We start from the raw sequence: 14,431 nt of genomic DNA on the forward strand, positions 1-14,431 counted from the left end.
TGTACGGAGCGCGTGCGGAGCAGTACCCTCCGTGTCCCATGCGACAGAGACCCCCGCGACCGGGGACGTCCGGCAATCTTCCCTCGGAGCTGAGCGCCTTCGTCGGGCGGGGTGGCGAACTGGCCGCACTGGCGCGGCTCCTGGACGCCTCCCGGCTGGTGACGGTGACCGGGGTGGGCGGTGTGGGCACCTCCCGGCTGGCCCTCGCGGCGGCCCGGGCCGCCGCCGAAGGGGCGCAGGAACGCTACTTCGACGGCGTCTGGCTGGCCGAACTGTCCTCCGTACGCGATCCCGCGCTGCTGGAGTTCACCCTGGCCGAGGCGCTCGGGCTGACCGACCACACCACCCGGCCGCCCCGGACCGTGCTGGCCGGGCACCTCGCCGCGCGGCGGCTGCTGCTGGTCCTCGACGGTTTCGAGCATCTGGTGGAGGAGACGGCGGCGCTGGTGCGGGAGCTGCTGCGGCGCTCCCCCGGCCTGCGGGTGCTCGCGGCGGGCCGCCGCCCGCTCGGCGTGGACGGGGAGTCGGTCCTCCCGCTGGACCCGCTGGAGCCGGAGCCGGCCCTGGAGCTGCTGGCCGCGCGCGCCGCGGCCGCGGATCCCGCCTTCGCGGTGACGGCGGCGAACCGGCCGGTGCTGACGGAGCTGTGCGCGCGGCTCGACGGGATCCCGCTGGCTCTGGAACTGGCGGCCGGCCGGCTGCGGACGCTGTCGCCGGAGCAGGTGCTGGCCCGGCTGGAGGACCGCTTCGCCCTGCTGACGGGCGGGCCGCGCGGGGCGTTGCCCCGGCACCGGGCGCTGCGGACGGCGATCGGCTGGAGCAACGAGCTGTGCACCGTCGAGGAGCGGCTGCTGTGGGCGCGGCTGTCGGTGTTCGCGGGGCGGTTCGACCTGGACGCCGCCGAGTACGTCTGCGCGGGCTCCGGCCTGCCGGTGGACCGGGTGCTCGACCTGGTCGGGGAGCTGCTGGCGCAGTCCCTGCTGTCCCGGGAGGAGACCCCGGCCGGGGTGCGCTACCGGATGCTGGAGAGCGTACGGGTCTACGGCGCGGGCTGGCTGGAGTCGCTGGGGGACGCCGGGCGGCTGCGGCGGCGGCACCGGGACTGGTACGTGGGGCTGGCCACCTGGTGCGAGCTGGACTGGTTCAGCCCGCGCCAGCGGGAGGTGGCCGCGCTGGTGGAGGTGGAGCTGGCGAACCTGCGGCTCGCGCTGGAGTGCTGTCTGGACGAGCCCGAGGAGGCGCACCTGGGCCAGTACCTGGCGGGCACCCTGTGGTTCTACTGGGCGGGCTGCGGCCGGCTGACCGAGGGACGGCACTGGCTCGACCGCGCCCTGGAGTGCGGGGCGGCGGAGGAGGAGTACGCGGGTTCGCGCCTGAAGGCGCTGTGGGTGCTCGGCTACGTGGCCGCGCTGCAGGGCGACCCGGTGGCGGCGGCGGGCGCGCTGCACGAGTGCCGGGCCGGCGCGGAGCGGACCGGGAACCGGGTGGCGGCGGCGTACGCGGTGCACCGGCTGGGCTGCCTCGCGCTGGTCTCGGACGACATGGCGCGCGCCGGGGAGCTGCTCGGGGACGCGCTGGAGCGCTACCGCGAGACGGGCGAGCTCAACAGCAACGTGCTGATGTGCCAGGTGGAGCTGGCGATGGCGCTGGCCTTCCGGGGGAACCTGGCGGGGGCGGTCACGCTGTGCGAGGAGGTCCGGGACATCTGCGAGGAACGCGGGGAGCTCTGGACGAAGGCGTACGCGCTCTACGTGCTGGCGTACGCGGCCCTGGACGCGGGGGACACGGGCGCCGCGCGGCGGCTGCTGACCGAGTGCGTGGGCGTCAACCACACCTTCCGCGACCTGGTCGGGCTGGTGCTGGCGGTGGAGCTACTGGCCCTGGTCACGGTCGCGGAGGGCGCCCCGGCGGAGGCGGCGGTGCTCCAGGGCGCGGCGGAGCCGATGTGGGAGGGGGTCGGGCTGCGCCTGTTCGGCTCCGGGTACTTCAACGCGCCCCGGCTGCTGTGCCGGGAGCGGGCGGGCGAGCTGCTGGGCCCCGAGCGGTACGCGGCGCACGCCGCCGAGGGCCGGCGGCTGACGCCGGCCGCGCTGGTCCTGCGTACGGAGACGGGCGGGGCGCGGGGGACGGAAACGCGGAAGCCCGCCGCCCCCCGGAGGGGACGGCGGGCCGGGACCAGCCTGTGAGGGCTACGTCCGCTGGATCAGCGGGCGTAGTACTCGACGACGAGCTGCTCGTCGCAGATGACCGGGATTTCCTTGCGGTTCGGGTCGCGGTCCAGGCGGAAGGCCAGGGCCTTCAGGTTGACCTGCAGGTAGCGCGGGGTCTCGCCCTCGCCTGCGTAGCCACCCTCACGGGCAACCTGGAACGGAACCTTCTCGCGGCTGCGCTCGCGCACGGTGATGACGTCGTCCGGGCGGACACGGAACGACGGCTTGTCGACCTTGTCACCGTTGACCTCGATGTGGCCGTGAACGACCATCTGGCGGGCCTGGTAGATGGTGCGGGCGATGCCCGAACGCAGGACCAGGGCGTCGAGGCGACGCTCGAGCTCGACGACCAGCGCCTCGCCCGTCTTGCCCTCGGCCTTCTTGGCGCGGTCGTACGCGCGGGCCATCTGACGCTCGGAGATGTCGTACTGCGCGCGCAGACGCTGCTTCTCCAGCAGACGAACCTTGTAGTCCGAGTTCTGCTTGCGGCCACGGCCGTGCTCGCCCGGCGGGTAGGGGCGGGCCTCGAAGTACTTGACGGCCTTCGGGGTCAGCGCAATGCCGAGGGCACGCGACTTCTTGACCTTGGGTCGCTTCTGGTTCACGTGGAACCTACCTCCATGTAAGTTAGGTGAGGCTTACCTTAGCGAGGAGGACGTAATGTCTCGACCACATGGGATCCCCCTGCCCAGTGCGCGTCGCAGTTCGGGTTCCAACGAAACGGAATCCGCTTTCGACGACGATAAGCAAGGTCAGCCGCGTCCCAGGGAAGGCGTTCGGCAGCTCACCGGAGCCGAACGCGTACGAACCCTCGTAGAGTCCAACGCCTCAGTATCCCTCACCCTGCCGGGTGCTCGTGACGCGCACGAGCCCGACGAGCTCGGGAAAGGGGCGCCGGTCACACGGACCGTCACCCCGGACGGGGACGTGATTCTCCTGGTTTCCGGGGAATCCGCGGCTGCCAGGGCAACCGCTCACGCCCAGGACGACGACCTCACCGCCGTGATCGAGATCACGGATGTGGCGCCGGTGTCCGTGCCCCATCGTATACGGGGCCGCGCCCGGCTCGCCGGGTGGCTGACGCCGGTGCGCGGAGCCGACCGGGCCGGCTGCGCCGCGCTGCTCGCCGAGCGGCGGCCGGTGGGCGGGCTGCTGGGCCTGTCCGAGGCCCCGCAGGCGCCCGGCGACGGCCACCGGTCGGTGCGCCCCGCCTGGATGATGCTCCGCCTGGAGGTCGGCGAGATCGCGGTGGACGACCTCTGGGGCGCCGAGCCCGTGGACCCGCGGGAGCTGGCCGGCGCCGAGCCGGACCCCCTGGCCGGCCATGAGGCGGAGCTGCTCCAGCACCTGCACGCCGCGCACGCCGAGCGCGTCGCCGACCTGTGCGCACTGCTGGCCCCCGGGCCGCCGCCGGCCTCAAAGCCGTGCCGCTCGCCCTGGACCGGCTCGGGCTGCGGGTGCGCTTCAGCGACGCCGACCGCTCCTCCTTCGACGCCCGCTTCGACTTCCCGGAGCCGGTCGCGGACATCTGCGGCCTGCGCCGCGCGATGCACCACCTCTTCGCGGCCGCCGCCCGCTGAGGGCGCGCCCCCGTGCGGCCCCGGCGGCACACCCGCGGCTCAGGACCCGCCGCGCAGGCGCTCCCGCACCTTCTCCACCACGTCCGCGTACCGCGCCTCCGCCCCGTAGCGCGTCGGCTCGTAGTACCGCTTGCCGTGGATCTCGTCCGGCGCGTACTGCTGCGCGGCGATCGCCCCCGGCACGTCGTGCGGGTACACGTACCCCACCGCGTGCCCCAGCTTCGCCGCGCCCTTGTAGTGCCCGTCCCGCAGGTGCGCCGGCACGCTCCCCGCGAGCCCGGCCCGTACGTCGGCCAGCGCGGCGCCGATCGCGGTCGTCGCGGTGTTCGACTTGGGGGCCAGCGCCAGCGCGATCGTCACGTGCGACAGGGTCAGCGCGGCCTCCGGGAAGCCGATCATCGCCACCGCCTGCGCGGCCGCCACCGCGAGCGGCAGGGCCGTCGGGTCGGCCAGGCCGATGTCCTCGCTCGCGGAGATCATCAGGCGCCGCGCGATGAACCGGGGGTCCTCCCCCGCCTCGATCATCCGGGCCAGGTAGTGCAGCGCCGCGTCCACGTCCGAGCCGCGGATCGACTTGATCAGCGCGCTCGCCACGTCGTAGTGCTGGTCGCCGTCCCGGTCGTACTTGACCGCCGCCCGGTCGACGGCCTCCTCCACCGTCTGGAGGGTGATCTCCTCCTCGCCCTTGGCGATGGCCGATCCGGCCCCCGCCTCCAGCGCGGTCAGGGCGCGGCGCGCGTCGCCCCCGGCGATCCGCAGCAGGTGCGCCTCGGCGTCGGCCGGCAGGGACACCGCCCCGCCGAGGCCCCGCTCCTCGGCGAGCGCGCGGCGCAGCAGCGCGCTGAGGTCCTCGTCCGTCAGCGGCTCCAGCGTGAGCAGCAGGGAGCGCGAGAGCAGGGGGGAGATGATCGAGAAGTACGGGTTCTCCGTGGTCGCCGCGATCAGGGTGACCCAGCGGTTCTCCACGGCCGGCAGCAGGGAGTCCTGCTGCGCCTTGCTGAAGCGGTGGATCTCGTCCAGGAAGAGGACGGTCTCCTTCCCGTACCCGCCGGCGGCGCGGCGGGCGCCCTCGATGACCGCGCGGACCTCCTTGACCCCGGCCGTGATCGCCGACAGCTCGACGAACCGCTTCTGCGTCGCCTGGCTGACCACGTACGCCAAGGTGGTCTTGCCGGTGCCGGGCGGCCCCCAGAGGATCACCGACGAGGCCCCGGCCGGGCCCCCGGCGCCCTCCCCCACCAGCCGTCGCAGCGGTGAGCCCGGCTTCAGCAGGTGCTGCTGGCCGACCACCTCGTCCAGGGTGCGCGGGCGCATCCGGACGGCGAGCGGGGAGGTCGAGGGGTCCTTCTCCTGGCGGTCCTCGGCGGCGGCGGTGAAGAGGTCTGGTTCCACACCGGAAGCCTATGCGAGGCCACTGACAGCGCGGCCCCGGCAGCGCTGGCTCAGGAGGTCCAGAAGTCCCACCAGCGGGTCAGGATCAGCATGCCGATGATCCCGACGTGCAGGACGGGCAGCACCCAGGTGAACTCGTCGAAGAAGCTCCGCAGCCAGCCGGGGGCGGGCAGCAGGCCCTCGCGGATGTTGTGCGAGGTCACGTACCAGAACATGACGATGGTGGCGACCCAGGCCAGGCAGCACCACAGGCACAGTGAGTTGATGTTGTACAGCGACTGGTACATCAGCCAGGCGCAGAACCCGACGCCGAAAAGGGTGCCGGCGTTCAGGGTGAGCCAGTACCAGCCGCGGAAGCGGGCTCCGGCCAGGATGCTCATGCCGACGCAGATCACGATCCCGTAGGCGACCAGGCCCAGCATCGGGTTCGGGAAGCCGAAGGCGGCCGCCTGGTCGCTCTTCATGATGTTGCCGCAGGAGACGATCGGGTTCAGGCTGCAGCCCGGCGTGAAGTTCGGGTCCTCCAGCAGTTTGAACTTGTCGATGGTGATCACCCACGCGGCCAGCAGCCCCGCGGCCCCCGTGATCACGAGCAGCAGGGCCAGCGCCCGGCTGCCGCCGAAGGTCCGCGCAGCGGTGTCCGCACCGGCACTGGTTGTCGTCATACCCGCCCGCTCCACATCTCCAAGGTCGTCAAGCACCGGCCATTGTGCCGTACGGGCCTGTGCGCGCACCGTTCGTTGGAGATAAGGACGGCCGCCCCCCGGGGGCCCCGGGAGGCGGATCCGGCCGCGGGAACGGAGGAGGGCGGGGCGGGGGACCGACTCCCCCGCCCCGCCCTCCGGACGGCTTCGGATCAGGCCAGACGGGCCGTGACCTCGGCGATCAGATCGGCCAGGGCGACCGGGACCTGCTCGCCGGCCTCCATGTCCTTGAGCTGGACGACGCCCTCGGCGAGGTCGCGCTCACCGGCGACCACGGCGAACCGGGCGCCCGAGCGGTTGGCGTCCTTCATGGCGCCCTTGAGTCCCTTTCCACCGAACGCGAAGTCGGCCGCGATCCCGGCCCGGCGCAGTTCGGTGACCTTGCCGAACAGCACCCGGCGGGCCTCCTCGCCCAGCGCCACCGCGAACACGGAGGTGGCGGCGGGGAGGGCCAGTTCCACGCCCTCGGCCTCCAGCGCGAGGACCGTGCGGTCCACGCCCAGCGCCCAGCCGACCGACGGCAGCGCCGGTCCGCCGATCATCTCGGAGAGGCCGTCGTAACGGCCGCCGCCGCCGACCGCGGACTGCGAGCCCAGGCCGTCGTGGACGAACTCGAAGGTGGTGCGGGTGTAGTAGTCGAGCCCGCGCACCAGCTTCTCGTCGTCCTCGAAGGCGACCCCGGCGGCGGTGACCAGCGCCCGGACCTCCTCGTGGTACGCCTTGCAGGGGTCGCACAGGTAGTCGCGCAGCATCGGGGCGCCGACCAGCTGCTTCTGTACCTCGGGCCGCTTGTCGTCGAGGACGCGCAGCGGGTTGATCTCGGCCCGGCGGACGGTGTCGGCGTCCAGGTCCAGCGCGCGCAGGAACTCCTGGAGCGCCTCCCGGTAGACCGGACGGCACTCCTTGTCGCCGAGCGAGTTCAGCAGGATGCGGAAGTTCCGCAGGCCCAGCGAGCGGTACGCCTGGTCGGCCAGGATGATCAGCTCGGCGTCCAGCGCCGGGTCCTCGGCGCCGATCGCCTCCGCGCCGACCTGCGAGAAGTGGCGGTAGCGGCCCTTCTGCGCCCGCTCGTAGCGGTAGTACGAACCGGAGTACCAGAGCTTGACGGGCAGCGTGCCGGCCTTGTGCAGGTTGCCCTGGAGGGCGGCGCGCAGGACGGAGGCGGTGCCCTCGGGGCGCAGTGCGAGCTGGTCGCCGCCCTTGGTGGTGAGGGTGTACATCTCCTTGCTGACGATGTCGGTCGACTCGCCGACGCCGCGCGAGAAGAGCTCGACGTTCTCGAAGCCGGGGGTCTCGACGTACCCGTAGCCGGAGTTCCTCAGCGGGGCGGAGATCGCCTCGCGCACCGCCAGGAAGGTGGCGGAGCGGGGCGGCAGCAGGTCGTACGTGCCCTTGGGGGCCTGGAAGGTACTCACGAAACTCTCGTCACATTCCTCGTCGTGGGGCGGCGGCGGGGTCCGCCCCCAGGCCGGCGGCGACTTCCCGCAGGTACGGGTTGGTCGCGCGCTCGCGGCCGATGGTGGTCTGGGAACCGTGGCCGGACAGCACCACCGTCGAGTCGTCCAGCGGCAGGCACACGCGGGCCAGCGACTGGAGCATCTCGGCGTGGGAGCCGCCGGGCAGGTCGGTGCGTCCGATGGAGCCGGCGAACAGCAGGTCGCCCGAGAAGAAGACCGGCGGGACGTCGGCCGCCTCGGGCATCCGGAAGGTCACCGACCCCTTGGTATGACCGGGCGCGTGCGCCACCGAGAACTCCATCCCGGCCAGCTCCAGGACGCTTCCGTCGCTCAGCTCGCGGACGTCGTCCGGCTCGCCGACGGTCAGCTCCCCCATCAGCGGCATCCCGATGGAGCGGCCGAGGGCCTTCTCCGGGTCGCTCATCATGAAGCGGTCCTCGGGGTGGATCCAGGCCGGTACGTCGTGCGCTCCGCAGACCGGGACCACCGAAGCCACGTGGTCGATGTGGCCGTGGGTGAGGACGACCGCGACGGGCTTGAGCCGATGCTTCCTCAGCGTCTCCTCGACACCCTGGGTGGCCTGGTGGCCCGGGTCGATGATGACGCACTCCTCACCGGCGGCGGGGGCGACCAGGTAGCAGTTGGTCCCCCAGGCCCCGGCGGGGAATCCGGCAATCAGCACGTTCGTCCCTCAATCGTCGTCCGGTGGGCGGCAGCGGATCGGAATCTGCTGCTCAGAGCCTACCGGCGCCTCTCATGACACAGCGAACCCATATACGGTACGGCCTAACCGAGCCCGGACAGCGGTACCAGAGACGCACAAGGAGACGACCCGGTGGTCACGAGCGATCAGCGTCGGCGACAGCTCGCCAGGGAGAAGTACGAGCGCCAGCAGAAGCGCCGGGCCGAGGCCCGCCGCAAGTCCCGGCAGCGCTGGGCGGTGGCCGGCGCGGCCGCGGCCGTGGTCGTGGCCACCCTGGTCGCCCTGGTGGTTGGGGGCGTCTTCGACGGCAAGGACAAGAAGGACGCGGCGGCGGAGCCCTCGCCGTCCGCGTCGGCGCCCGAGCCGCAGAAGTCCCCGTCGCCGCCGATGACCATCGACGCCAAGGCGAAGTACACCTTCGCCCTGAAGACGAGCGCGGGCGACGTGACGTTCGAGATGGACGCGGCGAAGACCCCGCAGACGGTCAACTCGTTCAAGGCGCTCGCCGACAAGGGCTTCTTCGACAACACGAAGTGCCACCGCCTGGTGACGAGCGGCATCTACGTCCTGCAGTGCGGCGACCCGCAGGGCACCGGCACGGGCGGCCCCGGCTACACCATCCCGGACGAGAACCTGGACGCGCTGGGCAAGCCGAACGAGCAGGGCCAGGTGATCTACCCGGCGGGCACGGTGGCCATGGCGAACACGGGGCAGCCGGGCAGCGGCGGCAGCCAGTTCTTCCTGGTGTACAAGGACAGCCCGCTGGCCCCCTCCTACACCCCCTTCGGCACGATCGACGCGGCCGGGCTGAAGGTCCTGGAGGACGTGGCGAAGGCGGGGACGGCCGACGGCGCCCAGGACGGCGCCCCGAAGACCCCCGTGGTGATCCAGAAGGGCACCGTCACCCAGAAGTGACGGGGAGCGGCGGCCCCGGGCCCGCCCGGCCCGCCTCCCGTACGCCGATATTCCGTCGTGCGGGATGCGGACAGCCGGCCCGGCGGTCGCCTATGTTGGCGTTGTGCAGGGCGGGCGCTGCCCGCCCCAGGAAACTGTGGACGATGCCCGGGGGGTGAACCCTCTCGCGGGCATCAGGTGGAGGAGGCGCTGTGAGCAGCGACCCGTGGGGCCGAGTCGACGAGACCGGCACCGTGTACGTGCGTACTTCCGAGGGCGAGCAGGTCGTCGGCTCGTGGCAGGCGGGCACCCCTGAGGAGGCCCTGGCCTACTTCGAGCGCAAGTACGAGGGCCTGGTGGTCGAGATCGGCCTCCTCGAACGGCGGGTGCGGACCACCGATCTGTCCGCCAAGGACGCCCAGACGGCCATCGAGCACCTGCGGACGCAGGTGGACGAACACCACGCCGTGGGCGACCTGGCCGCGCTGCGCGTGCGGCTCGACCAGCTGGTCGCGACCGTGGACTCGCGGCGCGAGGAGCGCAAGGCCCAGAAGGCCAAGCAGGCGGACGAGGCCCGTACGGCCAAGGACGAGCTGGTGGCCGAGGCCGAGCGGCTGGCCCAGAGCGACCAGTGGCGCAGCGCCGGCGAGCGGCTGCGGGCCCTGGTGGACATCTGGAAGGGTCTGCCGCGCCTGGACCGCAAGTCGGACGACGAGCTGTGGCACCGCTTCTCGCACGCCCGTTCCGCGTTCTCCAAGCGCCGCAAGGCGCACTTCGCCGCGCTGGACGCCCAGCGCGAGGAGGCCCGCAAGGCCAAGGAGAAGCTGGTCGCCGAGGCGGAGTCGCTGTCGAAGTCGACGGACTGGGGTCCGACGGCCGCCCGCTACCGCGAGCTGATGGACAGCTGGAAGGCGGCCGGCCGGGCGCAGCGCGAGGCCGAGGACGACCTGTGGAACCGTTTCCGCGGTGCGCAGGACGTGTTCTTCGCGGCGCGCGGCGAGGTCTTCGCCGAGCGGGACGCGGAGCAGGTCGAGAACCTGAAGCTGAAGGAGGAGCTGGCCGTCGAGGCGGAGAAGCTCCTCCCGGTGACGGACCTGAAGGCGGCGCGGGCCGCGTTCCGTTCCCTCAACGAGCGCTGGGAGGCCATCGGTCACGTGCCGCGGGACGCGCGTCCCAAGGTCGAGGGCCGGATGCACGCCGTGGAGCGGGCCATCCAGGAGGCCGAGGAAGGCGAGTGGCGCCGGACGAACCCGGAGGCGCGGGCCCGTGCGGCCGGTCTGACGGGTCAGCTCCAGGCGGCGGTCGACAAGCTGCGCCAGCAGATCGACGGCGCGCGCGCCGCGGGCAACAACGCGAAGGCCGACAAGCTGGCGCGGGAACTGGAGGGCCGACAGGCCCTGCTGGACCAGGCGCTGAAGGGCCTGGAGGAGTTCGGCGGCTGACCGCCCCGGATCCCTCGGACGGGTACCGCCGGATTCCTCCGGTGGTACCCGTCCGCGCATGTGCGTCCTATTCGTTACGTGGTTTCAACCCAGGCTGCGCGCTGGGAGCACCTGACACCTGTGTACCGTTGTACGGTGCCGCCTCGGCGGCCTTCTGCCGGGCGACGACCAGGATTGAATGTGACGCATACCCAGATACGCGCCGATGTCCCCGACTCACTGCTCGTTGCCGAGCCGCTCACCGGCAAGAAGGACTCCGGACTCCGCGGTGCCGGACGGCGCGTACTCTCCAACCTCCAGCGCGCCCGGAAGGCGCTCCTGATCCACATCGCGCTGCGCGCCACCGGGCTCGCCGTGATGGCGGTCTGGGCCGAGCGCAAGGGCGTGCAGCCGCTGGAGATCCTGGGCGGGCGCTGGGACGCCGTCTACTACCTGCACATCGCGGAGAACGGTCTGACGACCCCGCTGGCGACCCCGTCCCCGTGCGCGTTCGCGGGGCCGAGCTGCCAGATGGCGTTCTTCCCCGTCTACCCGATGATGATCCGCTGGACCTCGTACGTCACGCACCTGCCCATGAACTGGGTGGCGATGGGCCTGGCCCTGTTCGCGTCGGTGATCGCGGCCTGGGGCATCTTCGCGGTCACGGACAAGATCTACGGCCGTCGCGTCGCGCTCTTCACCTGCGCGCTGTTCGCGATCGTCCCGGCCGCGCTCGTCCAGTCGATGGCGTACACCGAGCCGCTGTTCCTCGCCCTGTCGGTGTGGGCGATGTACGCGGTGATGACCAAGTCCTGGCTCACGGCGGGCGTGCTGGCCTTCTTCGCCGGCGCGACCCGGCCCTCCGGCTCGGCCATCGTCGCCGCCGTGGTGCTGGCGGGCGTCTGGGAGTTCGTGCAGTGGCGCCGGGGGCGCCGCTCGCAGCGGCCGGCCGTGGGCCGGATCGTCGCGGCCTCGCTGATCGCCCCGCTGGGGTGGTTCGGGTACGTGGGTTACGTCGGCTGGCACTTCGGGCGCTGGGACGGCTACTTCGAGCTCCAGCGCCGCTGGGGTTCGGTCTACGACGGCGGCTTCGACACGCTCAACGAGCTGAAGAAGACCTTCACCGAGGTGCACACCACCCTCAACCACGTGGTGGTCTCGCTGACCGTGGTGGTGGCCGTGGTGCTGTTCGTCCTGATGACGCGCAGGCGCCGGCCCCCGATGGTCGTGTGGATCTTCGCCGCCATGATCATGCTGATGGCGCTGGGCGGAGCGGGCTTCTACTTCTCCAAGATGCGCTTCATCATGCCGGCCTTCCCGCTGCTGTTCCCCTTCGCGCTGGCCCTCGCCCGGGCCCGCCGGAGCACGGTGATGTGGATCATCGGATCGGCCACCGTGGTCTCCGCGCTCTTCGGGGGCAACCTCAACTTCGTCTGGTGGGGCTGCCCCTGACCCGGCCCGGCAGCCGGCCCCGCACGACGTGACGAGGGGCGCCACCCCCGCGGGGGTGGCGCCCCTCGTCACGTCCGTGGCTACGGCCTGCGGGCCGAGGTCACGCGGTAGACGTCGTAGACGCCCTCGACGCCCCGTACCGCCTTCAGGACGTGGCCCAGGTGCTTCGGGTCGCCCATCTCGAAGGTGAACCGGGAGGTGGCCACCCGGTCCCGGGAGGTCTGCACGGCCGCCGAGAGGATGTTCACGTGCTGGTCCGACAGGACCCGGGTGACGTCCGACAGCAGCCGGGACCGGTCCAGCGCCTCCACCTGGATGGCGACGAGGAACACGGAGGACTGGGTGGGCGCCCACTCGACCTCCAGCATCCGCTCGGGCTGCTGCGAGAGCGAGTCCACGTTGACGCAGTCGGCACGGTGCACCGAAACACCGCTGCCGCGCGTCACGAACCCGATGATGGGGTCGCCCGGCACCGGGGTGCAGCAGCGGGCCAGCTTGACCCACACGTCGTCGACGCCCTTGACCACCACGCCCGGATCGGCGTTGTTGCGCCGCTTGGCCCGCCCGCGCGCCGGCGGGATGCTCTCCTCGATGTCCTCGTTGGCCGCCTCCTCGCCGCCGAGGGCCTGCACCAGCTTCTGTACGACGCCCTGCGCGGCCACGTGGCCTTCGCCGATCGCCGCGTACAGGGAGGAGATGTCGGGGTAGCGCATCTCGTGCGCGAGGGTGACGAGCGAGTCGCCGGTCAGGATCCGCTGGATCGGCAGGTTCTGCTTGCGCATGGCCCGGGCGATGGCGTCCTTGCCGTGCTCGATGGCCTCGTCGCGGCGCTCCTTGGAGAACCAGGCGCGGATCTTGTTGCGGGCTCGCGGCGACTTCACGAAGCCGAGCCAGTCGCGGGAGGGGCCGGCGCCCTCGGCCTTGGAGGTGAAGACCTCGACCAGGTCGCCGTTGTCCAGGGTCGATTCGAGCGGCACCAGCCGCCCGTTGACCCGCGCCCCTATCGTGCGGTGGCCGACCTCGGTGTGGACCGCGTACGCGAAGTCCACGGAGGTGGCGCCCGCGGGCAGCGCGATGACGTCGCCCTTGGGGGTGAAGACGAAGACCTCGTTGCGGGAGAGGTCGAAGCGCAGCGAGTCGAGGAACTCGCCCGGGTCCTCCGTCTCCTTCTGCCAGTCGAGCAGCTGGCGCAGCCAGGCCATGTCGTTGACGGTGTCCTGACCGGCGCTGCCCTTGGCGGCCTGCGGGACGTCGGTGCGGACCTTGGAGGTGCCCGCCACGGTCTGCTGCTTGTACTTCCAGTGCGCGGCGATGCCGTACTCGGCGCGGCGGTGCATGTCGAAGGTGCGGATCTGGAGCTCGACCGGCTTGCCGTTGGGCCCGATGACCGTCGTGTGCAGCGACTGGTACATGTTGAACTTGGGCATCGCGATGTAGTCCTTGAACCGGCCGGGGACCGGGTTCCAGCGCGCGTGCACGGTGCCGAGGGCCGCGTAGCAGTCCCGGACCGTGTCCACGAGGACGCGGATGCCCACCAGGTCGTAGATCTCCGCGAAGTCACGGCCGCGGACGATCATCTTCTGGTAGACGCTGTAGTAGTGCTTCGGCCGGCCGGTGACGGTGGCCTTGATGCGGGCCGCCCGCAGGTCGGTCTGCACCTCGTCGGTGACGATGGTGAGGTACTCGTCGCGCTTGGGGGCGCGCTCGGCGACGAGGCGGACGATCTCGTCGTACATCTTGGGGTAGAGGATCGCGAAGGCGAGGTCCTCCAGCTCCCACTTGATGGTGTTCATGCCGAGGCGGTGGGCCAGCGGCGCGTAGATCTCCAGGGTCTCGCGGGCCTTCTTCTCCTGCTTCTCCCGCTTGAGGTACCGCATGGTGCGCATGTTGTGCAGGCGGTCGGCGAGCTTGATGACCAGGACCCGGGGGTCCTTCGCCATGGCGACGACCATCTTGCGCACGGTCTCGGCCTGCGCGGCCTCGCCGAACTTGACCCGGTCGAGCTTGGTGACGCCGTCGACGAGGAGGGCCACCGCGTCGCCGAAGTCACGTCTGAGCTGTTCGAGGCCGTACTCGGTGTCCTCGACGGTGTCGTGCAGCAGGCCCGCCATCAGGGTGGCCGGGTCCATCCCGAGCTCGGCGAGGATGGTGGTCACCGCGAGCGGATGGGTGATGTACGGGTCGCCGCTCTTGCGCTTCTGGCCCCGGTGCCAGCGCTCGGCGACCTGGTAGGCCTGCTCGATCTGGCGCAGCGTCGCCGTCTCGATCTTCGGGTCGTTGCTGCGGACTATGCGGAGCAGGGGTTCCAGTACCGGGTTGTACGGGTTGGAACGCTGCACGCCGAGGCGTGCCAGCCGGGCGCGCACCCGGTTGGAGGACCCGGCCTGCTTCGCCGGAGCGGGCTTGACCGGCGGGGCCGGCGGGGCCGGCGAAGGCGTGGCGGCGGCCGCCGCGGCCGGGTCGGCCTGCGGGTCGGGCTGCGCGGCGGAGAGTGGCTGGACCTCGTCTGGCAAGAGCGCTCCTCTGGGGGTCCCCCCGAACGGAGTCCGGGGGACGGTCCGGGGCCCCGGTCAGGTCCGGATAACCCATGGTAGCGAGGGTTCTGCCACCCCGTTCTC

The 14,431-nt window shown here is 71.8% G+C and carries 10 protein-coding genes and 1 pseudogene; 5 read left to right on the plus strand and 6 right to left on the minus strand.

Annotated elements, in window-relative coordinates:
* The first annotated feature begins 38 nt into the window (after window positions 1-38).
* Complete coding sequence (locus ACZ6ZT_RS16060) at window positions 39-2,186, plus strand: ATP-binding protein (protein ID WP_469719780.1); 2,148 nt, start codon at window positions 39-41, stop codon at window positions 2,184-2,186.
* Window positions 2,187-2,203: 17 nt separating this feature from the next.
* On the opposite strand, the gene rpsD is transcribed toward ACZ6ZT_RS16060, so the two are convergent.
* On the minus strand, window positions 2,204-2,815 hold the full coding sequence (rpsD, locus tag ACZ6ZT_RS16065) for a 30S ribosomal protein S4 (RefSeq protein WP_008740451.1): 612 nt from the start codon (window positions 2,813-2,815) through the stop codon (window positions 2,204-2,206).
* Window positions 2,816-2,870: 55 nt separating this feature from the next.
* Here rpsD and ACZ6ZT_RS16070 point away from each other — a divergent pair.
* Window positions 2,871-3,790, plus strand: a pseudogene (locus tag ACZ6ZT_RS16070) (DUF2470 domain-containing protein).
* A 39-nt stretch (window positions 3,791-3,829) separates the two neighbouring features.
* Here ACZ6ZT_RS16070 and ACZ6ZT_RS16075 read toward each other — a convergent pair.
* The 4 genes from ACZ6ZT_RS16075 to ACZ6ZT_RS16090 all read right to left on the minus strand — a co-directional run bounded on the left by ACZ6ZT_RS16075 (window position 3,830) and on the right by ACZ6ZT_RS16090 (window position 8,025).
* Window positions 3,830-5,182, minus strand: coding sequence for a replication-associated recombination protein A (locus ACZ6ZT_RS16075; protein ID WP_469719781.1), 1,353 nt, complete (start codon window positions 5,180-5,182; stop codon window positions 3,830-3,832).
* 50 nt (window positions 5,183-5,232) lie between these two features.
* Window positions 5,233-5,847, minus strand: coding sequence for a vitamin K epoxide reductase family protein (locus ACZ6ZT_RS16080; protein WP_469719782.1), 615 nt, complete (start codon window positions 5,845-5,847; stop codon window positions 5,233-5,235).
* A gap of 191 nt (window positions 5,848-6,038) precedes the next feature.
* Window positions 6,039-7,301 (minus strand): histidine--tRNA ligase, encoded by a 1,263-nt coding sequence (hisS, locus tag ACZ6ZT_RS16085; RefSeq protein ID WP_469719783.1) that lies wholly within the window; start codon window positions 7,299-7,301, stop codon window positions 6,039-6,041.
* Window positions 7,302-7,311: 10 nt separating this feature from the next.
* Window positions 7,312-8,025, minus strand: coding sequence for an MBL fold metallo-hydrolase (locus ACZ6ZT_RS16090; protein ID WP_469719784.1), 714 nt, complete (start codon window positions 8,023-8,025; stop codon window positions 7,312-7,314).
* A 153-nt stretch (window positions 8,026-8,178) separates the two neighbouring features.
* Between ACZ6ZT_RS16090 and ACZ6ZT_RS16095 the strand changes: the two genes are divergently transcribed.
* From ACZ6ZT_RS16095 to ACZ6ZT_RS16105, 3 genes are all read left to right on the plus strand, one after another.
* Window positions 8,179-8,961: a peptidylprolyl isomerase gene (locus ACZ6ZT_RS16095; RefSeq protein WP_469719785.1), complete on the plus strand. Its 783-nt coding sequence runs from the start codon at window positions 8,179-8,181 to the stop codon at window positions 8,959-8,961.
* Window positions 8,962-9,152: 191 nt separating this feature from the next.
* Window positions 9,153-10,382, plus strand: coding sequence for a DUF349 domain-containing protein (locus ACZ6ZT_RS16100; protein WP_469719786.1), 1,230 nt, complete (start codon window positions 9,153-9,155; stop codon window positions 10,380-10,382).
* A gap of 180 nt (window positions 10,383-10,562) precedes the next feature.
* Entirely contained in the window at window positions 10,563-11,813 is a 1,251-nt protein-coding gene (locus ACZ6ZT_RS16105) for a glycosyltransferase family 39 protein (protein WP_469719787.1), read from the plus strand.
* An 80-nt stretch (window positions 11,814-11,893) separates the two neighbouring features.
* Here the strand turns inward: ACZ6ZT_RS16105 and ACZ6ZT_RS16110 are convergent, their stop codons facing one another.
* Complete coding sequence (locus ACZ6ZT_RS16110) at window positions 11,894-14,326, minus strand: RelA/SpoT family protein (RefSeq protein WP_469719788.1); 2,433 nt, start codon at window positions 14,324-14,326, stop codon at window positions 11,894-11,896.
* Between the last annotated feature and the right edge of the window lie 105 nt (window positions 14,327-14,431).

The sequence above is a fragment of the Streptomyces sp. NPDC102258 genome (genome assembly GCF_055584685.1).

Coding starts and splice junctions, on each gene's coding strand:
- ACZ6ZT_RS16080 (WP_469719782.1), bottom strand. CDS start 5,847: ATGACGACAACCAGTGCCGGTGCGGACACCGCTGCGCGGACCTTCGGC.
- ACZ6ZT_RS16060 (WP_469719780.1), top strand. CDS start 39: ATGCGACAGAGACCCCCGCGACCGGGGACGTCCGGCAATCTTCCCTCG.